General features: G+C 46.2%; 20 protein-coding genes. 13 read left to right on the top strand and 7 right to left on the bottom strand.

The features are described from left to right. Window positions 1-7: 7 nt before the first annotated feature. Window positions 8-568 (bottom strand): fibrobacter succinogenes major paralogous domain-containing protein, encoded by a 561-nt coding sequence (locus tag Q0Y46_RS08670; RefSeq protein ID WP_297946674.1) that lies wholly within the window; start codon window positions 566-568, stop codon window positions 8-10. A 217-nt stretch (window positions 569-785) separates the two neighbouring features. Between Q0Y46_RS08670 and Q0Y46_RS08675 the strand changes: the two genes are divergently transcribed. From Q0Y46_RS08675 to Q0Y46_RS08710, 8 genes are all read left to right on the top strand, one after another. Further along, on the top strand, window positions 786-1,139 hold the full coding sequence (locus Q0Y46_RS08675; RefSeq protein ID WP_297946676.1) for a helix-turn-helix transcriptional regulator: 354 nt from the start codon (window positions 786-788) through the stop codon (window positions 1,137-1,139). Further along, on the top strand, window positions 1,136-2,425 hold the full coding sequence (locus tag Q0Y46_RS08680; protein ID WP_297946678.1) for a type II toxin-antitoxin system HipA family toxin: 1,290 nt from the start codon (window positions 1,136-1,138) through the stop codon (window positions 2,423-2,425). Before Q0Y46_RS08675 ends, Q0Y46_RS08680 begins: the two co-directional genes overlap by 4 nt. Before the next feature lie 711 nt (window positions 2,426-3,136). Continuing rightward, the gene (locus Q0Y46_RS08685) at window positions 3,137-5,068 is read left to right on the top strand and encodes an AAA family ATPase (RefSeq protein WP_297946680.1); all 1,932 of its coding nucleotides are present in this window, start codon (window positions 3,137-3,139) and stop codon (window positions 5,066-5,068) included. 8 nt (window positions 5,069-5,076) lie between these two features. Next, entirely contained in the window at window positions 5,077-5,358 is a 282-nt protein-coding gene (locus tag Q0Y46_RS08690) for a hypothetical protein (RefSeq protein WP_297946682.1), read from the top strand. Window positions 5,359-5,360: 2 nt separating this feature from the next. Next, window positions 5,361-7,427, top strand: a complete 2,067-nt coding sequence (locus tag Q0Y46_RS08695; protein WP_297946684.1) for a VWA domain-containing protein — start codon at window positions 5,361-5,363, stop codon at window positions 7,425-7,427. Further along, complete coding sequence (locus Q0Y46_RS08700) at window positions 7,414-8,448, top strand: WYL domain-containing protein (protein ID WP_297946686.1); 1,035 nt, start codon at window positions 7,414-7,416, stop codon at window positions 8,446-8,448. The genes Q0Y46_RS08695 and Q0Y46_RS08700 overlap by 14 nt, the downstream gene beginning before the upstream one ends. Before the next feature lie 33 nt (window positions 8,449-8,481). After that, a complete protein-coding gene (locus tag Q0Y46_RS08705) occupies window positions 8,482-9,198 on the top strand; it encodes an NYN domain-containing protein (RefSeq protein ID WP_297946688.1) in 717 nt (238 codons plus the stop codon). A 148-nt stretch (window positions 9,199-9,346) separates the two neighbouring features. After that, window positions 9,347-10,771 carry an ATP-binding protein gene (locus tag Q0Y46_RS08710; RefSeq protein ID WP_297946689.1) on the top strand — a complete coding sequence of 475 codons (1,425 nt, stop codon included), beginning with the start codon at window positions 9,347-9,349 and terminating at the stop codon, window positions 10,769-10,771. 185 nt (window positions 10,772-10,956) lie between these two features. Here the strand turns inward: Q0Y46_RS08710 and Q0Y46_RS08715 are convergent, their stop codons facing one another. Further along, complete coding sequence (locus tag Q0Y46_RS08715) at window positions 10,957-11,280, bottom strand: DUF3392 family protein (protein ID WP_297946692.1); 324 nt, start codon at window positions 11,278-11,280, stop codon at window positions 10,957-10,959. Window positions 11,281-11,427: 147 nt separating this feature from the next. Here Q0Y46_RS08715 and Q0Y46_RS08720 point away from each other — a divergent pair, with 147 nt between their 5' ends. Further along, the gene (locus Q0Y46_RS08720; protein WP_297946694.1) at window positions 11,428-13,176 is read left to right on the top strand and encodes a 1-deoxy-D-xylulose-5-phosphate synthase; all 1,749 of its coding nucleotides are present in this window, start codon (window positions 11,428-11,430) and stop codon (window positions 13,174-13,176) included. A gap of 26 nt (window positions 13,177-13,202) precedes the next feature. Next, on the top strand, window positions 13,203-14,165 hold the full coding sequence (locus Q0Y46_RS08725) for a DUF4434 domain-containing protein (RefSeq protein ID WP_297946696.1): 963 nt from the start codon (window positions 13,203-13,205) through the stop codon (window positions 14,163-14,165). On the opposite strand, the gene Q0Y46_RS08730 is transcribed toward Q0Y46_RS08725, so the two are convergent. The 4 genes from Q0Y46_RS08730 to Q0Y46_RS08745 all read right to left on the bottom strand — a co-directional run bounded on the left by Q0Y46_RS08730 (window position 14,143) and on the right by Q0Y46_RS08745 (window position 17,731). Further along, a complete protein-coding gene (locus Q0Y46_RS08730; protein ID WP_297946697.1) occupies window positions 14,143-14,964 on the bottom strand; it encodes a hypothetical protein in 822 nt (273 codons plus the stop codon). The two genes, Q0Y46_RS08725 and Q0Y46_RS08730, sit on opposite strands and share 23 nt — an antisense overlap. A gap of 25 nt (window positions 14,965-14,989) precedes the next feature. Beyond that, a complete protein-coding gene (locus Q0Y46_RS08735) occupies window positions 14,990-15,847 on the bottom strand; it encodes a hypothetical protein (protein WP_297946698.1) in 858 nt (285 codons plus the stop codon). 45 nt (window positions 15,848-15,892) lie between these two features. Continuing rightward, window positions 15,893-16,336: a hypothetical protein gene (locus tag Q0Y46_RS08740; protein ID WP_297946700.1), complete on the bottom strand. Its 444-nt coding sequence runs from the start codon at window positions 16,334-16,336 to the stop codon at window positions 15,893-15,895. Between the two features lie 72 nt (window positions 16,337-16,408). Next, window positions 16,409-17,731: an aspartate kinase gene (locus tag Q0Y46_RS08745; RefSeq protein WP_297946703.1), complete on the bottom strand. Its 1,323-nt coding sequence runs from the start codon at window positions 17,729-17,731 to the stop codon at window positions 16,409-16,411. Window positions 17,732-18,032: 301 nt separating this feature from the next. Here Q0Y46_RS08745 and Q0Y46_RS08750 point away from each other — a divergent pair, with 301 nt between their 5' ends. The 3 genes from Q0Y46_RS08750 to Q0Y46_RS08760 all read left to right on the top strand — a co-directional run bounded on the left by Q0Y46_RS08750 (window position 18,033) and on the right by Q0Y46_RS08760 (window position 21,154). Further along, entirely contained in the window at window positions 18,033-19,019 is a 987-nt protein-coding gene (locus Q0Y46_RS08750) for a hypothetical protein (RefSeq protein ID WP_297946705.1), read from the top strand. 30 nt (window positions 19,020-19,049) lie between these two features. Further along, window positions 19,050-20,117: a hypothetical protein gene (locus Q0Y46_RS08755; RefSeq protein WP_297946707.1), complete on the top strand. Its 1,068-nt coding sequence runs from the start codon at window positions 19,050-19,052 to the stop codon at window positions 20,115-20,117. 98 nt (window positions 20,118-20,215) lie between these two features. Further along, window positions 20,216-21,154 (top strand): sigma-54 dependent transcriptional regulator, encoded by a 939-nt coding sequence (locus Q0Y46_RS08760; RefSeq protein ID WP_297946709.1) that lies wholly within the window; start codon window positions 20,216-20,218, stop codon window positions 21,152-21,154. Here Q0Y46_RS08760 and Q0Y46_RS08765 read toward each other — a convergent pair. Then, complete coding sequence (locus Q0Y46_RS08765) at window positions 21,151-22,059, bottom strand: PorV/PorQ family protein (RefSeq protein WP_297946711.1); 909 nt, start codon at window positions 22,057-22,059, stop codon at window positions 21,151-21,153. The genes Q0Y46_RS08760 and Q0Y46_RS08765 overlap by 4 nt on opposite strands. Window positions 22,060-22,262 lie beyond the last annotated feature (203 nt).

Below are 22,262 nucleotides of genomic sequence, written 5' to 3' on the forward strand. Positions count from 1 at the left end.
GCGAAGGCTATATTGACTTCACCTTGATGTTGCTCTGTTCGCGAATGCAGCGCACGGAGCGGAGTTCGCCCCTGCCCGCAGCGTCCATCACTGCGGTGTTTCTGCTGAACTCCAGCATCAGGAATTCAGCGCGTTCCAGCGGTGCGCTGGAGGCTGTCCAAAAGTGTGCGTAACCGCCGATACCGTCGAAATCTCCGCCCGCCTTGCGGAAACCCGCAGGCAACGCCTTGAACCCGAACGCATCGGAACCGTTCTTTTTCTTGTACCAGCCACGCTTTGACTTGAGCGCCTCGCCGGCGACATCGGCGCCGCCCACGTTCGCGATGAGTCGCCCGAAATCCGCGCTGTTGGGCAAGCGCCAGCCCTCGGGGCAAAAACTCCGCGCCATTTCCCAAGTGTAGAGGCGCCCGAACTTGGAACAGTTGCGCTTGTCGCCTTCCGGGCACACGCTCCCGTCGATATCGTAATTTAAGTTTTCGGCCATCCAGACATCCGAGCCGATTTGCACGATGTCGTAGCTCTGCTCGTCGCGCGGGTCAGTGAACGATTCGGAACAGGCAATAAACATTGCCGACGCGAAAAAAAGCAGAAATGTGCGATAACACCGAAACTCCATCCTTGACCTCTTATAAATAAAAATAATAAATAATAAGGGGGCTTGTCAAGTAAATTTTTTAAACCCAAAAATGGGATTTTAAACGCTAAAACAAAGTTAAAAACCTATTTTAGGGTTGTTTTGTAAATAGAAAAAATCTATATTGAAGAAAGATAATCAGGAGGCCGATATGTACAGGGCGACACCGCTTACAGAAAAAACAGCTCTCAAGGAGCTTGGCGAACGCATCCGTGCGCACCGTATCGCCCTGAATCTTTCGCGTGAAGCCCTCGCCGAAAAGGCGGGAATCGGCAAAAATACGCTTGTCCGGCTCGAAATGGGCCAAAGCGTGAGCCTCTCGCACCTGGTCAAGGTCCTGCTCCAGTTCGGCTTCGCCGAAGCACTCGTCGACATTGTTCCCGATTACAGCCGTAGCCCCATGATGCTCCTCCGCGAATCGCAGAAGCTGCCCCAGCGTCAACGCGCCGGCCGCAAAAAGAAGGATGTTGACACCGCCCCCTGGGTATGGAAGGAGGATGAATGATTCCCGTCGAGGTCAAGCTCTGGGGAACGACTATCGGTGCCCTCTCCCAGGAGGACGGCGACGATTTCGCCTTTTTCGAGTACAATCCCGACTTTGTCCGCAGCGGCATAGAACCCGCGCCGGTCACCATGCCCGTGCGCGCCGGCACCATCTACCGCTTCCCGGACCTTTCTCCCGCCACATTCCACAAGTTGCCAGGGCTTTTCGCCGATTCCATCCCGGACAAGTTCGGCAACAAGATTATCGACCAGTGGCTCATCCAGAACGGCAGGGAACCCAAAAGCTTCACGGCCCTTGAACGGCTCTGCTGCACCGGCTCGCGCGGCATGGGCGCACTCGAGTTTTTCCCCGCCACCGGCCCCGACCCCGTCAAGAGCGAACCCCTCGAAATCGAGAGGCTCCGCGCCCTCGCGGCAAACATCCTGGACCAGCGCAAAAAAGTGAAAGTCAAACTCCGCGAAAAAGACGCGTTCGAACAAATTGTCCGGGTCGGTTCGTCGGCCGGGGGCGCCCGCGCCAAAGTGCTCATCGCCTACAACGAAGCGACAAAAAGCGTGCTCTCCGGGCAAGTCCGCGCCCCCGAAGGCTACGGCTACTGGCTCCTGAAATTCGACGACATCGAGAACAACCGCGACAAGGAAAACGCCGACCCCGCCGGGTTCGGGGCGCTCGAATACACCTACAGCCAAATCGCGAAGGAAGCCGGAATCCAGATGACGGAATGCCGCCTGCTGGAAGACGGCGAGCACAGGCACTTTATGACGCGCCGCTTTGACCGCACCGAAAACGGCGGCAAACTGCACTACCAGTCGCTTGCGGCCATCGCGCATTACGACTTCAACATTGCAGGGGCGTACAGCTACGAGCAGGCCTTCACCGTTGCAAGGCAAATCGGGCTTGCCACTGCCGACATCGAGCAGATGTACCGCAGGGCCGTATTCAACATTTGCGCGAGGAACCAGGACGACCATACGAAAAACATCGGCTTTTTGATGGACAAGCGTGGCAACTGGACGCTCGCGCCCGCTTTTGACGTCACCTACGCCTACAACCCCGCCGGCCGCTGGACCGGAACACACCAAATGACCTTCAACGGCAAGCGCGAAAAGTTCGCCCTCGACGACTTCAAGGCGGTGGCAAAAAGTGCCGGCCTCGTGCAAGGGCGCTACAAGCGCATCCTCGAACAAGTGCAAGATTCCCTCGCCAGCTTCAAGAAGCGCGCCAAGGCGAATGATGTCCCCAAGAAACTCGTGCAGGAAGTTGAGAAGAATCTGGTGAAGGTTTAGTCTTTTTTTGATATTCGTCCGAAAAAGTGTCAAATTTGGTGGGATATTCGTCCGAAAAAATGTCATTTTGGGCAGTTTATTCGTCCAAAAAAATGTAGTGGGATTGAAAAAATCCCCAAGCGCGAGGCCTGGGGAGTGAGCGGCAAGAGGTCGTTACCTCATTTGCCCTTAGGCGGAAGGTTGGTCCGTCCACCACCGGACTTGTTGCCCGTGGTGGAGGGGAGACCTCCTGGACCCTTCGTGCGGATCTGCATCATCGAATTACCTCCTTTATGCAGCTAAAGGTGAATCAATTTCAGGAATGGAGTTGTTTTGAATCCATCCTGTTTGGATAAGGTGTTGTCGCAAATAACGGAAATAGTCTCTCCGAAAATTGGCGAATGTCCTTGGATCACTCGGTGTGCTCGGAACCACGATAGTCTTTTTTGCTCCTTTCGCTATATGGCGAATGATGACGTGTTTACCGTGTCTAACGATTTCCCATCGACCAGAACGTAGGATGTTCTGAACGAAATCGCGAATATTTTTGTCGCTGGATATGTATGGCATATTTTCTCTCCTTGTTGAAGGCAATGCTTAGAATATATCTTTTATATACGAATTCTATGTTCGTACGAATTGTATGTTCGTATTATGCCATTTCAATGAAAAAACACTTTTATTCGTGAAAAATTTTGGTTATATTTAAAACCAAGGAAAAAGGAATCTACTATGGCCGAAACCGACATCTTACAAAAACTCAATCAGGCTTTTACTGCCCTCTCTCAAGAACGAAAGAGCATCGTTGTGCCTCTTGCGGAGATGATTCAAAAAGTGGGGCTAGACAAAAAACAATCCTCAAAATACGAGCAGATTCTCAAATCCTCAGGAAACTTTAAATTGGATTACAAGAAAGAGGGCATTCTTGTGAACCGCAAAATTTTTAAACCTATGGAGAAAACCATGACCACCCCCCAAAATACGACAAACAACAATGTGAAACTCCATGACAGAATCAAGGCGTTGCGAGACGCACTTTCTGGAGGTCTTTACGAAAAAGATGAAGCAGTCCGCCTTGCTTTACTTACTGCAATTGCCGGCGAAAGCATCTTTTTCCTAGGTAATCCCGGCGGAGCAAAGAGTATGATCGCCAGAAGAATCGTGAAGGCTTTCAAGGCAGATGGCGACGACAAGATCAAATACTTTGAAACGCTTCTCAATGCATACACGACTCCGGACGAGATCTTTGGAAACGTGTCTCTTAAAGGGTTAAATGGCGATTTACCGGAGTACCCAAATAAAGAAGTATATCGTCGTCTTACTGAAAACATGCTTCCAAAAGCAGATATTGCTTTTTTAGACGAAATTTGGAAGGCTAATTCAACTATTCTTAACTCCTTGCTCACAATTGTGAACGAACGCAAGTTCCATAATGGAAATGAGATTGAGGATGTTCCACTGAAAGCCCTCTTTACGGCTTCTAATGAACTTCCTGCCAAAGGCCAGGGCTTGGAAGCGTTGTATGACCGACTGATTCTCAGATTGATTGTATCGTTTATTGATGACGAGGACAACTTCTTTGACATGGTCGATAGTCCGTCCTCGCTTGAATTTGAACTTCCGGAAGAAGTGAAAAAACTTCAGATTTCCAATGCCGAATTGAAGGAATGGAAAAAGATAATTGATGAAATATCACTTTCTGATGCAGCGAAGTCCGTTATTTCTGCGATTCGTAAGGAACTCGCGTCCCGCAATGACGCTATGAGTGAAGAAGACAAAGAAAGTGGAGAACTTTTTGAAGTCGGTGACCGTCGTTGGAAAAAGATCGTTCATATTTTGAAGACGTCTGCGTTCCTTAATGATCGTACCGAAATAGACTTGATGGATTGCCAGCTTATCGAGTACTGTATTTGGAGTACGAAAAAACAGCAGAAGGTCGCTCGCGAAATTGTAGAGAAATGCATCCAGCAGAATGGTTTGGATTGCGATACCGCAATAGATGAAATTAAAGAGCAAATTGAAAAATTTGATTCCGTAATTACAAAAAGATTTTTTATTGAGGCCGAAGAAAAGCCCATGAAATACGTTATGAATGATGGGTTACAAGCGTATAAAATCAAAAATCCTCAAAACATATACTTTGCCGACCATAATGTTAAACCTTTTTATGTATGTAATGATTTTACTTGGAAAGGGTGTAATGACAGACAGGGAATGTTGTATGATTCCAACAAGAATCCTCTTGGGAGTAGTGCGAACTTTTCTTTTTCATCCTTTAAGATTGAACAAGATACCGTATCATGGACTGATTTTTGGCGCAATTGGAATGGATATAGTGATTCTTCCTATTCTATGAAAATCGAAACTACAACAGGAGGTTTCCAAAAGGATCCATATTTGTTTGCTCCAGACAAGGAAAATAATCTTCACGCTATTCAAAATGAAGTTGACCAGTCTAATTACCAGCCCATTACAGACCTCATTTTTTCTGAAATTAAAAAGCTTGATAATTTCGCAAAGGAACAGACTGCACCATACAGGGCTAACCTTTTTGCAGACCAGCATTATTGCGATGTCATCATGAACACCGTGACTGAAGCAAAAAGAGACCTTCAAAATGCTCAAGTTGATTTGGACAAGAAGCGTTCCCGTTATCAAGATTAAGGCAAATTATGCAAACCCCTCAAGATGCAATAACAGCGTTGCGTCAGAAATTTCCTGACGGCATGCCAGATGTTCATTCTCTTTCGGATGAACAAAAGGCATGGTTGCATATGAAAATCCAATCTATTGCAGAAGAGATTGTCCCCTCTCAAGTGATAAGTCAACTTGAAAAAATCGGAAATCGCTTAATACACGCGACGGAAGATCTCCCTGACGATGAAATGCAGAGGATTGTATCATTTGTGTTTGCTAATATGGATGAAATCGAAACTATGTCAAAGAAGGGATAAATATGGCAAATAAAGGTTTTCGTTTAAATTGTCGTAAAGCTCTTGAGGCTCTTGATGCTATACGAGAAAAATTCCCGTCAGGGATTTCTGATGTTGCCAAAATTTCAGAGGAGTCTCGTGCATGGGTTCAGATGAAAATCCAACACTTTCGCGAATGCATAAAAGAAGAAGGTTTATCCTTATCTAAATATTCTTGGTGGAATTTGATGAGATTGTCAAGAAATAAAACAGCACATCAAAAGGAAGACTTTTCTGACAATGAATTTTTGGGCTTGTGTGACACTCTTTTCCCGAATATCCCCAAAATATTAAGTGATTTAAGAAAAAAAATAGGTCTCCATCGTCATCAATCCAAGAAAAAACGCAAATTTGAAAATTTTGCTTCAAGTAGCGCTTTTGGTACAGAAGCGGACAGGAAACAACTTATTGATGCAATGGAGGATATGGCATCACCTGTTGAGCCCACCGATATTAAGATTGAATTTCCCCAGAATGATTATGCTAAGCTTGCTGAAAAATCTTTTTCGGACATCCTTGACCACGACGACATAAAGGATTACATCCGGTCGCATGAAGGCGTATCTGAAAATATCCAGACCGATATTCTTGAATGGCTACAACAAACAAAGGAATCCCTTGATAAGGAAGATCCATTCCTATATGAATCTATTTTTATAGAGCAACAAAAGAAATTGTCTGCTATAGATGTCGCTATAGATTTAACGAATGAGAATTCAAAAATCCAATACCACTATAGACGATTGCCTTCTGTAAGCGAATCGAAACGGGGGGCAATCGCCCCAAGCAATCTTAATTTCAATTTCTATAAGAACCAATTTGCAGAACAGAAAAAAGAGCCAAAAAAGGATGACAAAGATAAAGAGCCCGCCCAATGGAAATCTCTGGAGCAACTAGAAGTTCTTCGCAGGAATTTCATCGGTGACATGGAAAAAAGCTTTATTGACCGCAAAAATAAATGGGAACAAGAACGTATTGACGAGATGCGAAAGGCTTTTCTAGAAGAACTGTATAAAAAAATACAGAACTTCAAGCGTCTTGAAAAACTTCTTTCTCCGTTCATCAAGAATTTTGGACGACTCTGGAATTTGTCCGAAGGAATATTTGAAACGAGTGGTTTTGAAATCCTAGGACAATTTGCTAAACTCCTTGAACAAGATCAATCATTGCAAGAACTTGCAGAAATCCTAGGTAAGCAAAATCGTGTGCAATCCATTTTTGAAAAGGAACTTCGAGATAAGGTTGTCATAAAAACGGAATGGCACCCCCAAAATGCCTATCGTGGAGAGATTAAAGGCATTTGTTTTTCGAATGACATTTCCTCGGTATTGCCGAGTGAATTGGCGTTGATGAAAAACTCGGCTACAAAGAAACTTTTCCAGTTGCGGTTCGCCCAAAAGCAGCTGTTGTCTTTCAAATACCAAAGAAATGTTGAAAGGACAAGAAAAGAATCTACGCAAGAAGAGGTTTCCATTGAAAAGAAGGAACCCAAAGGTCCTATTATTATCTGTGTAGACACAAGTGGTTCTATGCATGGAACACCGGAAAACATTGCAAAAACCGTGACATTCGCCTTATCCAAAATCGCACTCGAAGAAGAACGAAAATGCTACCTGATTTCATTCTCTACAGGAATAGAAACTCTAGATATGAGCGATTTCAAAAAAGGCGATAGTTTGCAGAAACTCGTTCGTTTTCTACAGATGTCTTTTAATGGTGGCACAGATGCGAGCCCGGCATTGCAGCATGCAATAAAAATGCTTCAATCCAACGATTATAAGCATGCAGATGTCCTTATGATATCGGATTTTGTAATGGCAAATCTTCCGCGCAATTTAATTGATGCTATAGAAGTAGAAAAAGAAAAGAATACCGATTTTTATAGCCTTGTAATTGGGACAAGCGGAAACCAGGGAACGATAGATTGTTTTAATCACAACTGGTCTTATAACACAAACGATATTCATGCTTCACGACATTTAGTTGAACAACTGCATTCCATAAAAATGCGCCCCGCAAGTCAAGGAAAATCCGATAATGCCGACAAATAAAAACGCTTTCTTGCGAATAAGAATTCTTGACGGGCTGCTTTCGGAAAGTGCTGTTCGACATTATACGATGTCGCAAATGATTGAATTATGCAATAAGAAACTTAAGGATTCTGACGAAGAAATAGTTGGTCGTCGATGCATAGAAAAAGACCTTAAATTCATTCAGGAAGTATTCGGAACAATAGAAAAGACCCGCTCTGGAAAGAATACGATTATACACTATGCTAATAGAACTGATAGTATTTTTAACCAAAAAATATCTTCATCCGAATTAAAATTATTGCAAGCTGTTATACGTACAGTAGGCCAAATGGATGGTCTAGAAAACTTTGGTTTTTTGGGGAAGTTAGAAGAGTCAACAGAAAATCCCAAGCATCCATCCATTATTTTTGAAAAAAATGAATTTTTAAGTCGGCGCGACTTATTGCCCAAATTAATTAGCTTTATTGAACGCAAAAAAACTATAGAAATTGAGTACCACCCTATTCATAGTAAAAAAATAAATAAAATTGAGTTGTATCCGCAATTGCTAAAACAATATAATGCTCGATGGTTCTTGTTTGGACTAGCAATGGATAAAAAGAAAATTTTGACTTTTTCTTTGGAGCAACTAGATAATGTTAAAGAATCTTCTAAGAAATATGAATCCAGCAAAATTGACTGGAATGAGTATTTTGATGATATGATTGGGGTTTCAAAAAAAGACAACGAAAAACCTCAAGAAATTATTTTTTGGGCTTCGAAAAAGGAATGCACTTATTTGGAAGGAAAACCCATTCACGCCTCTCAAAAAATGCTGAAAAAAAAGAATGCTGATGAAATGCGACAAAAATATCGCATTCCTGAAGACGGTGGAAATTTCTTCAGCATAAATTGTATTGTCAATTTTGAATTGAAAAGAGAAATGGCTTCAAAATTTGGAGAAAGACTCGTTCTTGAACCAGAATCGTTGAGAAACGAAATTATTGACGATGTGAAAAAGATGATGGATCGATATGGTGAAATAAAACCCGTACACTAATACTGACCCTCAAAAAAACTTATATTCCCTATTATGGACACGGAAAAGAAAATAGCCCTGATTATCGACTGCGACAACGCCAAGGCGGACGCCATCTACGGCATTATGGAAGAACTCTCCAAGTTCGGGGAGACGAGCATTCGCAGGGCATACGGCAACTGGAAAGGGAGCAACCCTTGGGAAGAAGTCCTGCATCCGTTCGCGATTCAGCCGATACAGCAGTTCCCCTACACGAAGGGGAAGAATGCGACCGACCTCGCGATGACTATCGACGTGATGGAACTCCTGTTTACGGAGAGCGTCGACATTTTCGCCATCGTGAGTAGCGATTCGGATTTCACACCGCTTGCCATGAAACTCCGGGCCAAGTCAAAACAGGTCATCGGGTTCGGCGAGGAAAAGACGCCGCAGCCGTTCATCGACTCGTGTAATTCTTTTATCTATATCGACAAGTTCAAGAAGCCGACCGAATCGGACGATGCGACAAACAACATTGAACCTCTTGATCGCAACAAGCTGCGCGGTAATGCGAAAATCATGAACGCTATCCGCAAGGCAATCAGCGAAGAGGCCGACGAAGCGGGCTGGGCAATTGCATCCAAGATTTCACAGCAAATCAACCGCCAGATTTCGCTGAGTCCCAAGAATTTCGGCTATGCCAAATGGCCCGCCCTTATCCGCGCCACGGAGTACTTCGAAGAAGGAAAGAATTCCAAGGGGCAGCAAGTCTTCCGCATCAAGAAGAAATAGTATCCCATTTCTTCTTCCGCACGCTCAGCATTGCTAAAACAGTCAATTTTTACATCGTTTTAGCAATAAAATGGAGAAAAAGTGCTAAAACGATATATTTTTCAATCACTTTAGCACTTTTTTAACAAAAAAATGCTATTTTGGGAGTATGGAAAAGATTGTCGGAAGATTAGAAGAGCAAAAACTGCTCCTTTCGTTAAAGGACAGCCCTAAAGCTGAATTCGTCGCCCTTTATGGCCGCCGGCGCGTCGGGAAGACGTTTTTAATAAACCAGCTCTTCGGAAGCGACTTTGCATTCAAGATGACGGGAGTCCTTGACGGATCCCTAAAGGATCAACTAGCTGCATTTTCCGACTCCATGGACGATTTCGGTTACGACATGGAAGAAAAGCCCAAGGACTGGATGGAAGCTTTCAAGTTGCTAAAAAGAGCCTTGAAGCCCCGCGTCGAAAGTGGGGCTCCATGCGTCATCTTTTTGGACGAACTCCCTGCAATGGACGCGAAAAAATCCGGCATCGCCAAGGCTGTCGGTTATTTCTGGAACAGCTGGGCATCTCTGTTCAGTAACGTCACCTTGATTGTCTGCGGCAGTGCTACAAGTTGGATGATTACAAATATTGTCGATAGCAAGGGCGGCCTTCACGACCGCATCACGCAAGAAATTCACATTCATCCGTTCTGCTTAAAAGAAACCGAAGAGTACTTTAACGAAAACGGATTCCAATGGAATCGCGATATCATTTTGCAGGCCTATATGGCGTTTGGCGGCATCCCCTACTATCTGAGCCTTCTCTCTCCCAAGGAAAGCTTTACGCAGAATATCGACAGACTTTTCTTCGGTCCTGATGAAAAAATGCGCCGCGAGTTCAAGCGCCTTTTTGCAACACTTTACAATCGTCCAGAAGGCTACATTGAAATTGTCAAGAAACTTTGCGAAAGCAAGCACGGCGTAACTCGTAAGGAACTCGCCGAATCACTCAAGGTTTCGAACAACGCATTCCTTGGCAAAAAGCTAGACGACCTTGTACATTGTGATCTGCTGCGTAAGATTCCCGTTCGCGAAAAGAAAATCAAGAAAAATGATTTCGTTTTTCAACTGGCGGATTTCTTTTGCATTTTCTGGTTGACGTTTATCCAAAAGGCCGAACTGGAAAACAATTATTGGCAGCACCACATCAACACTCCGGAAATCAATACCTGGATGGGCCTGTCGTTTGAACGCATCTGCATGTCGCACATTCAGCAAATCAAAAAGGCTTTGCGAATCGACGGCATTTCAACAATCAGCTATGCTTGGCGCAGTAAAAAATCTACACCAGGAGCGCAAATCGACTTGGTGATTGAACGAGCGGACAAAATCGTCAACCTTTGCGAAATCAAATACAGCCAGACACCTTATTCTATTGACAAGGACGAATACCAAAAGTTGCTGAATCGCAGGGAGGCGTTTTCCAAGGAAACGGGACTTCGCCATTCACCCTGGATTACAATGATTGCAAGCGAAGGTCTTTCGCAAGGAATGTATTCCGACATTGCGCAAGGCGTCGTTACGAAGGACGGGCTGTTCGGTTAAAGACTAGAAATTATTTAACCCAAAATAGGGTTTTAATGCACAGGTTCAAAGTGAAGGCAACTATTTCCATTTTGAAACTAGTCAAAAATGGTATAAATGTCCAATAAAAATCTAGATAGGTTTTTATTTTGAGCATCATGCAAAAAAAGGAGTTTTAAAATTTAAGCAGTGACTACCATTAACCTTTACACATCCTTCCCGCTGCGGGCGAGGTATGCTAGCACGATGAACGCGCCTGCTATGATTCCTATCAGTGGCAAGTCTGCTTGACCGCGCAGGAACATTTTCAAGAAGCGCACCATTTGCGACGACAAAAACGCATACCCGGCGCTGCATAGCAGCACGAATAGTGCGAACCGCCCTAAGAAGGGGATGCTGCGGGTGATTTTCTTGAAATAATTGTTGATGGCGGCTCCGTAAATCATCAACAGCGTCGCGACAAGGCCCACGGATATGGAATCCAGGTGGAACCTCAAATAATTCGCAAATTGGTGAATGTAGACCGACATACGTTATAGATATAACATTTTTTTGCCAGAATGTTCACCTAAATTCGTTTTCTGTTTCCTGCGCGAACCAGAAATGCTTATTAATTTCACAAAAAATCAAGCCCTCAAGTTGTATATTTATTTTGAAATAATTATAAGGTGGTATTTATGCTAATAGAAAAGATCGCATCCCCTGCCGATGTGAAGAAGATGGACATGGAAAGCCTGAAGGCACTCGCGGCCGAAATCCGCACGGCGCTCTTGAACAAGATTTCCAAATGCGGCGGGCACCTAGCGCCGAATCTCGGTTTTGTGGATGCGACTATCGCTTTGCATTACGTTTTTGAATCGCCCAAGGACAAGATTGTCTACGATGTAAGCCACCAGAGCTACACCCACAAGATTCTGACAGGCCGCGCCGAAGCGTTCCTGGATCCTGACAAATACTGGAGCGTCACGGGCTACACCGAACCTTGCGAAAGCGAGCACGACCACTTCATGGTGGGCCATACATCGACATCGGTAAGTCTTGCGCTCGGGCTTGCAACGGCCCGTGACATCAAAGGTGAGAAGGGCAACGTGATTGCCGTAATCGGCGACGGTTCGCTCAGTGGCGGCGAAGCATTTGAGGGGCTTGACAATGCGGGCGAATACGCGACGAACTTTATCGTGGTGGTGAATGACAACGAGATGTCCATCGCCGAGAACCACGGCGGGCTTTACGGGAGCCTCGCGGAACTCCGCGCCACGCAGGGCAAGAGCGAGAACAACTATTTTAAGGCACTTGGGTTCGATTATCTGTATGTGGAACAGGGCAACGACATCGAATCGCTCATCGCCGCATTCAAGCAGGTGAAGGATTCAACGAAACCCGTGGTGGTTCACATCCACACGCTCAAGGGCAAGGGCTACAACTTTGCCGAAAACGCGAAGGAAGGTTTCCACTGGACGGCTCCTTTTGATATTCCGAGTGGCGTTGTGGATTGGGGGAGCGGCGAATCGTATGGCGGCATCCTCGGCGATTACCTGATGAAGAAAATCAAGGCCGACCCGAAGGTGGTCGTAATCCATTCCGCTGTGCCTGCGGGCATCGGGTTCTTTGCCGAGCAGCGCAAGGAAGCGGGCAAGCAGTTTATTGACGTGGGCATCGCCGAAGAGCATGCGGTAGCGCTCGCCTCTGGCCTTGCGAAGGGCGGAGCAAAGCCTGTGTACAGCACGCACGGCACGTTCATCCAGCGCACCTACGACCAACTTTCGCAGGACCTGTGTGCAAACAACAACCCAGCAACGATTCTCGTGACCATGTCGGGCGCCGACGGCATGAACGATACGACGCACCTCTGCATTTTCGATATTCCGATGATGTGCAATATCCCGAACTTGGTGTACCTTTGCCCGACTTGCGTGGAAGAGGCTATCGCCATGATGGATTACGCCATCGACCAGACGGAACGCCCGATAGCTATCCGTATCCCGAATGGCGTGACGCATCGTAGCGTGGAATTTGACAAGGATTACTCTAAGCTGAATACGTACAAAGTTGACAAGCGCGGTAGCAAAGTGGCGCTGATTGGTCTCGGCAGTTACTATGCCCTCGCCGAAGATGCTGCTGCAGAACTTGCGAAGCATGGAATCGATGCAACGATTGTCAACCCGCGTTTTGCGACGGGCATCGATGAACAGATGCTCGCAGGTTTGTGCGCCGACCACCAGGTGGTCGTGACGCTCGAAAACGGCGTGATTGATGGTGGTTTCGGCGAGAAGATTGCACGGTTCTACGGCCCTCGCGATATGAAGGTGCTCGTGAAAGGCCTCAAGAAGGAATTTTACGACAAGGTGCCCTACAACGAACTGATGGAAAGGAACCACCTCACGCCACAGCAAATTGCAGAAGATGTACTGGCAGCGCTGAAATAGTATTTTCGGAAAATTATATTTCAAGTATGTCCGTCTCGCGGCACATATTCCATTTTGCATTCCCCGCGCTCCTGTGCGGAGTGTTTTCGCTTGCGGCAGGGCCGTTCGTTGCAGAGGCGAATGCCGCAGGGATCGCGGGTGTGTTCGATGCGGGTTGGACCACAGCCTATCAGTCGCAAGATTCAATCACGCACATGCACCAGCGCTTGCACGCGCTCGGGATGGACGAGGTCGTGTTGCAGTACGCCGCCGTCGAGGCGACACACCTGTACTATCCTTCGCAACTCGATTTTTTGCAGAACACGCAATACAAGAATAACGAGCTTTTCCCAAAGAGCATCGAAGCGGCAAAAACCGCAGGCACAAAAATCTGGCTCGGGCTCTATTACAATGGCGAAAACTGGTACACCCCGCCGACCGCCGAGCAGCTCGATACGCTCGCATCAAGGAACCTGAAGGTACTTGAAGAAGTCTACTCATTATACGGGAACGATAGCGTTGTTGAAGGAGTGTACATCCCGCAAGAGATCGCGCGTTATTACTGGGACGGACTGCGCGATGATTCGACTCCGGAAATGCTCACGGAACATTTTTTGAAGCCGATTACTGAAGCCGCACAGGCGAAGGGCTGGAAGGTGATGGCAGCTCCGTTCTACAACCAGAATTTAGAAACGCCCGAGAAGTTGCAATCGTTTTTCGAGAAACTCTTTGCCGCAGGATTCAAACCCGACATTATCGCCGTGCAGGATGGCATTGGCGCAAGTGATGCAGGCAAGCCCCATGCCGAAACCGCGACTGTGGGCAACTACGAACGTGCGGTGGCTCAGGCCTGCAAAAAGTACAGCATCGATTTCTGGGTGGACATGGAACTGTTCCGCACCGATGATTCGCACGCGCTCGCCGACAGCGCAAGAATCTCGGCGCAGCCAAAATGTGAAAAGGTACGGGAAATAAGGCAAAAATTACCTAAAATAGGTTACCTATTTTAGGTAGTTTCTTCAGTTTCTGGAAATAGAACTTGGTTTCTTCCACATTGACAAAGAACGTGGCGATGCACACCACGAAGAACGTGTTGAAAACGAGTCCGATAACGGCATTGCCGATATAGATGCCGCCAAACATGTACTCGCGGACGTATGCGAAGGTATTCCACAGAATCTGCACGAACGCAATCAGCGCATAGACTTTCAAGGCAAGCGAATTCTTCTTGGCTATCGCAAAAATACCCACCGCAATCGAAACGACCACCAGCGCAATAGAAAACCAGGAAAGCGATTGCACAAAACCGCTTGCCGTTTTCGTAAAGTAGCTCAACAGAATCTTGAGCAAATCGTTCGCGCCATCGACAATAAAGATGACCGCACAGAAACGGAGCAGTCCAAGGTTCAGGCCTTTTTCTTCAATCGCCGTCTTCTTCAAACCGATAAAGAACGTCGTGATGCACAGGACAAGGGAAAGGTTCACGAAATTATTGACGAGCGCATTCAAAATCGCACCGATTCCCAAACCCATCGATGAATAGGTATAAGGGATTACCACGGCACCAATGAGCCGTACCGCAATCGAAAGCACGGAGAGAATCATCAGAAAAATAGGCGTCTTTTTAACAAGCGAGGCAATACCCGCAGCTATGCCGAGCATACCCATCACAATTGAGCCCATATAGCCCGCCATGAGCGAATCGTCCGACATCCCGGCCGTAAGCAGCTGCAACAACAGCCCTGCAATAGTATTCAGCCCGCTCACGATAAACACGGCGGAGCAAACACGAAGCAACGATTGATTCATAAGCAGGCCTCCATTTCATGTAATACTAGAATAAATATGAAATTGAAATATTTGTTTGCCAATGGATCGGTTCTATATAAGATGAATAAAAAACGGTCTCTCCAGTACTTAGTTGAATATGGTCCAACAAAAATAATGTCACCCCAACATACTGCGAAAGAAGGAATGGAAAATCTATCGATATGTCATAGTCTTCAGGATAATTGACATTCTCTAAATACAGCGATCTCCTATATAACCATGGTTGATATAATCCAGTTGAAAAATTCAAGGAGAAGATTTCTGTAACAAAAATACTTGAGAACATATATATTCCATAATTTGCATTATGGTAGGAATGTTCCTCTTGAAATTTACCATTATCGTCTTCGGCTCCATTTGGTGATTCATAAAAGTAATCACCAGAATAGCTGGCATCGTCTTTAGAATATCCTATACGTAAACCAAATCCAAATTCTCCATATAACGCATTAATTCCTGCAAATAGAATTACAGATGGATAAGGTTCTATAGCTAAACGTGCTCCCCCGTCATAGATTTCCTTTTTACAAAAAAATTCTACCGATCCGCTAAATGGATTCTTTTGTAAAACATAGTTGATATTATTATTCTTTGTCTTTTTCTTGTCAGATTTTTCTTTTTCATATTTCTCTAGGGAAAATGTTTCTTTATCTTCAATGCTATATGACATTGTTCCCCTGATATAAAATTCATCTGGGAAAATGTATGTTCCCGGCCCCCAAAAAGGCTTAGGTGGATTAACATCAAAGGAACCCTCTTTAATATTGGCCGAATACGTAGCGCATCCATACAGCAAAAAGAGCAACGCCAAAAGAATTGCGCACCGCCAAATTGGACCTATTTTAATCTCTGGCAAACCCACAAATAAAAACTAGATAAATATTCACCCTTCCATACAATGTTTTTTCTACCAATACTCGTCAATCGCCTTTTCTAGGTAATGCGCAGAGACTCCTGCGCTGACAACACCTGTAGTAAAAGAAACGCCAGAGCCAATCAACATGTACTTGAAATAAGGCTGATCCTGCACAAGCCCATATGCAAGCAAGATCCCGCTCAAGCCCCCAAATACGTATGCAACTCCCATAAGTACATTCGAAACCTTGGCGGAATGCCTGGAATTTTCGTTCGCAAGCAAAAGTCGCCTTATCTCGGACAAATTGTCTACGGCCTTCCCGTCTAGGTAATATTGGTTACCAAAAAATAATTCATAATCATAATAAATCACATGATGTTCGATTGCAGTTTCTTCTATGTCGTTTTCCTGCGACAAGGAATCTATGGAAGCAGGTATTACTTGTGCAAATAAAGCGCAAGAAAACAGAAGAACGATTTTAAGCACATTACTCATACGAATACATCAATTTTAGAAAAATACCCCCGGCCATCATGGTCGGGGGTAATAATGGATGACACTCGCGGATTATTTCACGAAGGCGTTGTAGATGGCCTTGATGGCCTTCTCGGTATCGGCTTCGTCAACACCAGTAATGATGTTGATCTGCGAAGAACCCTGGTCGATGATGCGGACGTTCACCTTGTTCTCGGCGAGAGCGGTAAACAACTTTGCAGCCACGCCGATCTTGTTCGTCATGCCGTGACCCACGGTAGCGATGAGGGCGATACCCGGGAACACCTTGATACGGTCGGGGCGCATCTGCTGCGTGATGTCTTCGAGGACCACATCCTGCACGGCGTCGAGAGCCTTAGAGTCCACCACGATGCTCATGGAGTCGATGGCGCTCGGGCACAGTTCGTAGGAGAGGCCTTCGCTTTCGAGCACGGCGAGCACGCGGCGACCGAAACCGACTTCCTTGTTCATCATGGACTTCTCGATGTAAATCATGGAGAAGCCCTTGCGGCCGGCGACACCCGTAATCGGGAGCTTCGCTTCTTCCGGAGTGGGGCCGATGATGGTGCCAGCGTCTTCGGGGCGGTTCGTGTTGCGGATGTTGATAGGAATCTTCTTCGCGCGGCACGGGGCTATGGATTCGTCGTGAAGCACAGAAGCGCCGGAGTAGGCGAGTTCGCGGATTTCGCGGTAGCTCACGTATTCGATGGGCAGCGGATTTTCCACAATGCGCGGGTCAGCCATGAGCATGCCCGAGACATCGGTCCAGTTCTCGTACTTGGCGGCATCAATGCCGTTAGCGAGGATGGCGCCCGTAATGTCGGAGCCGCCACGGCTGAAGGTCTTGACTTCGCCACGGAGGTTTGCACCATAGAAGCCCGGCAGCACGTAGAGCTGGTTCTCGTCGGAGAGCGTCTTTGCGATGTCTTCGTAGGTCTTCGGGACAATGCGGTACTTGTCGTCGAAGGTAATCAGTGGGAAGGTGTCGACGAAGTTTGCGCCCAGGTACTTGGCCATGAGGCGTGCGCAGAGGAATTCGCCACGGCTCACGAGGAAGTCCGTGCTGACGGATTCGGGCTGGTTCTTCAGCTTGTCTTCAAGGCTGTCGAGGTCTTCGGTCAGCTTGTCTTCGAGACCCAGGTCCTTGCAGATTTCGTCATAGCGCTGACGGATCAGGTTCCACGGCGTCGAAAAGTCGAGGCCCTTGGAGGCGAGGTCGTAGGTGCTGTAGAGGAGGTCGGTAAGCTTCGTCTCTTTGGGATTGCGCTTGCCGGGGGCGGAAACGACGATGACCTTGCGGTTCTTGTCGGATTCAACGATGGCCTTGATCTTCTTGAACTGGCCGGCATCGGCGACAGAGCTGCCGCCGAACTTGCATACGATTCTTTGACTCATTTTTTCCTTTCGGGCCACCAAACCTCTCAGCTTCGAGCGCAATCGCTTTCCTCGCGACCGTCGTGCCCAAGCCTACCCATCTGGCCAGCCACTTGGTTTTTGTGTCTATGTCTGCGACAGAAAATTCTATCGCGCGGAGCAAAATTTAGAAAAAATGGCAAATCACGGCAAGGTTTTACCCCAAAACGCCTAAATTGGGCCGGATTGGCAAAGTTCCTGCACAAATTATCATGTATTCTTATGCACTTTAGATAGTTTTATGTTATATTAACAAAAACGATTTTAAGAAGGATTTTTTCCCATGAAAAAGGCCCTGTTCGCCATTACAATTTCACTTGCCTTTGCCGCTTGCGGGGATGACAGCTCGTCCGTCAATAGCGACACATCTTCGCCCAATGCCAACGATGATCCAAACACGACATCGTACACAATTAAGGTTGACGAGGCTCAACAACTAATAATACGAACCATTGATCACCTATCTTCAAATTTATGCATTCAAGAAAATAATTCTTGGATATGGAAATCCTTGGATTTTTCCGCTCAAACAGATACTTTAAGATACGAATTTCGTGGAGATACTCTGTTATTATACGAACTTAATATGAACGAAGGTCTCGAATACATTGGCGGTACAGGAGGGAATCTCTATGGAACTTGGAAAAACACGCATTGTTCGTTTAATAAAAGAGACAGTACGACGTCATGCCCAAGAGTTCAGCAATTCTTTGAAGCAGTCGCCGAAATTTCGCCAAATAAAATAACAGCAAAAAAAATTATCTCCTATGAACTATTCTCTTCCTTAACAGATTCCACAGACTTCATGAATTCTTCTTTTATGGATGATATATATATCATCCTTAGTGGAGGTTCCGACTATAATGATGAAATTGCAAGAGAGATTATGTTAGAAAAAGAAAAAGAAGGTATTCCCGAAAAATATGGCGTGAATATCATCGAAAATTCCAAAAGAGAACAAACTTTTTCTTTGCACGACAAAAGATATACCGTCACGGTAAGAAAAATAGAGCGATCAATGATTTCTTTGAATGGAATCAATAATGAATTCAGTATCGATGTATCAGATGAAAATACCGTTTGCAATGTCATTTATATTTCAAAATGGATGACAAAAGAATTGTGCTCCGATAATTATAAAGAATATTATAAAACAAGTTCAATAACCGACATTGATAATAATGAATACAGGTGTGCTCACACATATTTTATTTCCAACGATAGAGAATTCAAAGAATGTCTCCGCGGAATCGCTGTGACAGGCCCTTAACCACTCTAAAAATTATCTAAATATTCTATCATGAAAAAAATTCTCCTTGCCATTACAATTTCACTTGCCTTTGCCGCTTGCGGGGATGACAGTTCTTCCAATGCCAATGGTGATTCTTCATCGAATGTTGATTCAAAAGACACGCCTATCGCTGACGGCAATTCCTCTGGCAATGAGAAAACCACCTCGGACAGTGACGATATCACGATTAACATTTCAAGCCATGCTTTTGTTGATGAAGAAAACCACATTCTGGCAATAACTGCCGACGAGAAAAATGCAGATTTGTGCGTGAAGGATGGCGACGCCTATACTTGGAAACCGATGCCGGTTTACAAGACCCCTGATTCCGTCAAGTACGAATTCCATAACGACACCCTGATGTTCTTCAACATCCGCAACGGGGAAATAGACAAAAGCGCAGAAGTACTCGTTGGCGGCACGCCGGGAAATATCTATTCCAAATGGACCTTTACAGGATGCCTGTACTATGCCGAAACCCAGGAATTGAAATGGTGCGAAGACGACTATACCTACATACATCCTTTCATTACGCTATCGGAGGATCGCTTCGTCTTTACCATCTTATGGCATTGGAAAAAATTTCTTGCGGACAAGAGCGATTACATGAACTCCGCCTTCATGGAAAGCCTGTACAGCAATTTGAGTGGAACAAAAGCGAGCATCTACGGCGCCCTTATCTTTTATCCAGACACTTCTTTCGAGGGTAACGCCATAGATCACAGCACCATTAATATCATAGATAAAAACAAAACGGGCGAAACCTTTGAGCTGGGCGGCAAAACCTTTACGGCCAAGGTTCTCCAAGCCGATTTAACTCTGATCCAAACTGGCTACGACAGGGGTTCCACGAATATGGAAGTTCAAGTGGAAGTAACGGACGGCAAAACGACGTGCAATCTTGCCTATCAAAAAAAATACCTGGATGAATCCTTGTGCAAGGCCGAAAATGCAGAATTTTTTAACACCGCTGATTGGAAAGACGATGATGGTAATGAATTCATTCATGCGTACAACTTTGAAAAAACCAACAAAGCTGAATTCAAAAGTTGCATCAAAAGCATTGCCGTTCAATAAGAGTCCTTGCTATTGTAAAAATTTCAATGCGATTGTAAAAAACATAATTTTTTTGGGACAAATTTTCTTATAAAAACGTCATATAACGTAGAAGTTATATGAACTCGCACGAATCCATGTTACGCATTGCGGCAGACTCCGATATTTCGGTGCTTTTGCTTGGGGAGTCCGGCTCCGGCAAGGAAGTCGCAGCGCAGTTTATCCATAATCACAGCAAGAGGGCAAGCGGCCCTTTTGTTGCGCTTAACTGTGGCGCTATCGCGAAAGGGCTTGCCGAAAGCATCTTGGAAGGGTACCGCAAGGGCGCATTCACCGGAGCTTCCGAAGAACGTCTCGGTATCGTGCGTTCAGCGAATCATGGTACGCTCTTTTTGGACGAAATTGGCGAAATGCCGCTCGAAACACAGTGCAAGCTCCTGCGAATATTGCAAGAAAGGACGGTTACGCCCATTGGCGACTACGAAGCTTTCCCGGTAGATTTTCGGCTCATCTGCGCCACAAATCGGGACCTACGCTCAGACATCTGCGCAGGCAAATTCCGCGAAGATCTCTTTTTCAGGATAAACGTTTTCCCTGTAACTATCCCGCCTCTCCGGGAGCGCGCCGATTTTGAAAACATTGCCAATGACTTATGGTACGATGCCCAAAAGATTTATTCTGCTATCCCTAATGCATCAAAACAAGGTAGGCGTTTTGACGAATTCGAAATGTTCCTGCTCAAATCCAAACAATGGCCTGGAAATATTCGCCAACTCAAAAATGTGATACAGCGTTATGCACTGCTCAAGCCGCACGGTTATTCGCTCACGGGAATCCTCGACGACGAATTCTCGAAACTGGCCGCAGGAGAAAAGGGGCAGCCTTACGATGCACGGATGCACGCTCCAGAATGGGAAATCATCGAGAAGGCAATCAAGTGCTGTGGCGGCAACAAGAGTCAAGCCGCACAGGTACTTGGCATAAGCAGGGGTTCGCTTTCTTACCAAATAAAAAAGCGCGTCACCGACGCGCCGCAAACAGATTCCGCGAGGAATTAGAACTTCATGCCCAGCGTAAAGAGATGGTTCCCGGCATTGAATGCCTTGCGGGGGCTGTAGCCGTAGTCAAAGACGATGGCACCGAATGCTAGGCCAACACCTGCGCTTATCGCATCCTCAGTATCTGGGCGAATGGCGTAACCGCCACGCAAGTAGAGGATTTCGTAGAACGAGAGTTCGCCGCCAAATAACCACTGCGGATCGGTATCGGAACGGCGGTAAGCATCGGCCGAAAGACTCAAGATCCAGTTTTCATTGAACGGAATCGTTCCCGTCAAGCCGGCCTGCAAAGCCATCGGCGGATAGTTCTTCTCGTCAATATACTTGGTCGCATAGCCCGCATTCGTGAGCGTTGTGGCAAAGGCGAGATAGCGGTTCACGCGAAACGATCCGCCCAAGTCACCCGCAAAGAGGTAACCGGTCTCGTCGTCGATGGTCTGGCTAGCAAAGCGGCCGGAAAAAGCCCAATTGAAAACTTTATTGTGGCTACCCAACCCAGCCTGCAATGCCCAGGCATAGGCGCCAAACTCGGATGTCGGATTTCCGTCTTCGTCGTAACCCTTCAGGTCGTCATAACCCAGGTACTCGAGAGCGAAGGAAGTCGCATACTTTTCCCAGAACGGGAGCCCATAATAGACAGAAGTGTAGCTCCCCGCATTGGCCTCGTCAAAGACAATCTGGTTGAGTCCTATTTCGGCCTTGTCGGCAACGCTCATGGCGAGCGGGTTGCGCGACACTTCGGACACGCGCCCAGCATCGGCAACACCGGCACCGGACATGGCTGCAGACCTTGCCGACACCGACATAGAAAGGAACTTCATCGTAACATCGTCATTATGCCAATACTCCCCGGCAAAAGCGAGGGAACCAGCAACGAGAGCAAGTGCGAGGGATCTCTTGAACATACGGGGAATAAGATACAAAAAAAAGGGGCTAGAGATTAGGATCTAGGGGCTATGAGGTCGGCGCGTTGCGCCTTTGAGGTGTGAGGGCGCGACCTTCGGTCGCTTTGAGGTATGGGATAGTAGGAAGTGGGATTGTCATTCGCCTTGGTTGTCATTCTATATTAAACTTTAAAGAAAACAGCAGAGCGGGTGGATAAAGGCGG

The organism is uncultured Fibrobacter sp., assembly GCF_947305105.1.
In the GTDB taxonomy this organism is placed as follows: domain Bacteria; phylum Fibrobacterota; class Fibrobacteria; order Fibrobacterales; family Fibrobacteraceae; genus Fibrobacter.

Excerpts from the sequence above, each read along its gene's own strand:
- Q0Y46_RS08670 (WP_297946674.1), bottom strand. The coding sequence starts at position 568 with ATGTTTATTGCCTGTTCCGAATCGTTCACTGACCCGCGCGACGAGCAG.
- Q0Y46_RS08675 (WP_297946676.1), top strand. The coding sequence starts at position 786 with ATGTACAGGGCGACACCGCTTACAGAAAAAACAGCTCTCAAGGAGCTT.
- Q0Y46_RS08680 (WP_297946678.1), top strand. The coding sequence starts at position 1,136 with ATGATTCCCGTCGAGGTCAAGCTCTGGGGAACGACTATCGGTGCCCTC.
- Q0Y46_RS08685 (WP_297946680.1), top strand. The coding sequence starts at position 3,137 with ATGGCCGAAACCGACATCTTACAAAAACTCAATCAGGCTTTTACTGCC.
- Q0Y46_RS08690 (WP_297946682.1), top strand. The coding sequence starts at position 5,077 with ATGCAAACCCCTCAAGATGCAATAACAGCGTTGCGTCAGAAATTTCCT.
- Q0Y46_RS08695 (WP_297946684.1), top strand. The coding sequence starts at position 5,361 with ATGGCAAATAAAGGTTTTCGTTTAAATTGTCGTAAAGCTCTTGAGGCT.
- Q0Y46_RS08700 (WP_297946686.1), top strand. The coding sequence starts at position 7,414 with ATGCCGACAAATAAAAACGCTTTCTTGCGAATAAGAATTCTTGACGGG.
- Q0Y46_RS08705 (WP_297946688.1), top strand. The coding sequence starts at position 8,482 with ATGGACACGGAAAAGAAAATAGCCCTGATTATCGACTGCGACAACGCC.
- Q0Y46_RS08710 (WP_297946689.1), top strand. The coding sequence starts at position 9,347 with ATGGAAAAGATTGTCGGAAGATTAGAAGAGCAAAAACTGCTCCTTTCG.
- Q0Y46_RS08715 (WP_297946692.1), bottom strand. The coding sequence starts at position 11,280 with ATGTCGGTCTACATTCACCAATTTGCGAATTATTTGAGGTTCCACCTG.
- Q0Y46_RS08720 (WP_297946694.1), top strand. The coding sequence starts at position 11,428 with ATGCTAATAGAAAAGATCGCATCCCCTGCCGATGTGAAGAAGATGGAC.
- Q0Y46_RS08725 (WP_297946696.1), top strand. The coding sequence starts at position 13,203 with ATGTCCGTCTCGCGGCACATATTCCATTTTGCATTCCCCGCGCTCCTG.
- Q0Y46_RS08730 (WP_297946697.1), bottom strand. The coding sequence starts at position 14,964 with ATGAATCAATCGTTGCTTCGTGTTTGCTCCGCCGTGTTTATCGTGAGC.
- Q0Y46_RS08740 (WP_297946700.1), bottom strand. The coding sequence starts at position 16,336 with ATGAGTAATGTGCTTAAAATCGTTCTTCTGTTTTCTTGCGCTTTATTT.
- Q0Y46_RS08745 (WP_297946703.1), bottom strand. The coding sequence starts at position 17,731 with ATGAGTCAAAGAATCGTATGCAAGTTCGGCGGCAGCTCTGTCGCCGAT.
- Q0Y46_RS08750 (WP_297946705.1), top strand. The coding sequence starts at position 18,033 with ATGAAAAAGGCCCTGTTCGCCATTACAATTTCACTTGCCTTTGCCGCT.
- Q0Y46_RS08755 (WP_297946707.1), top strand. The coding sequence starts at position 19,050 with ATGAAAAAAATTCTCCTTGCCATTACAATTTCACTTGCCTTTGCCGCT.
- Q0Y46_RS08760 (WP_297946709.1), top strand. The coding sequence starts at position 20,216 with ATGAACTCGCACGAATCCATGTTACGCATTGCGGCAGACTCCGATATT.
- Q0Y46_RS08765 (WP_297946711.1), bottom strand. The coding sequence starts at position 22,059 with ATGTTCAAGAGATCCCTCGCACTTGCTCTCGTTGCTGGTTCCCTCGCT.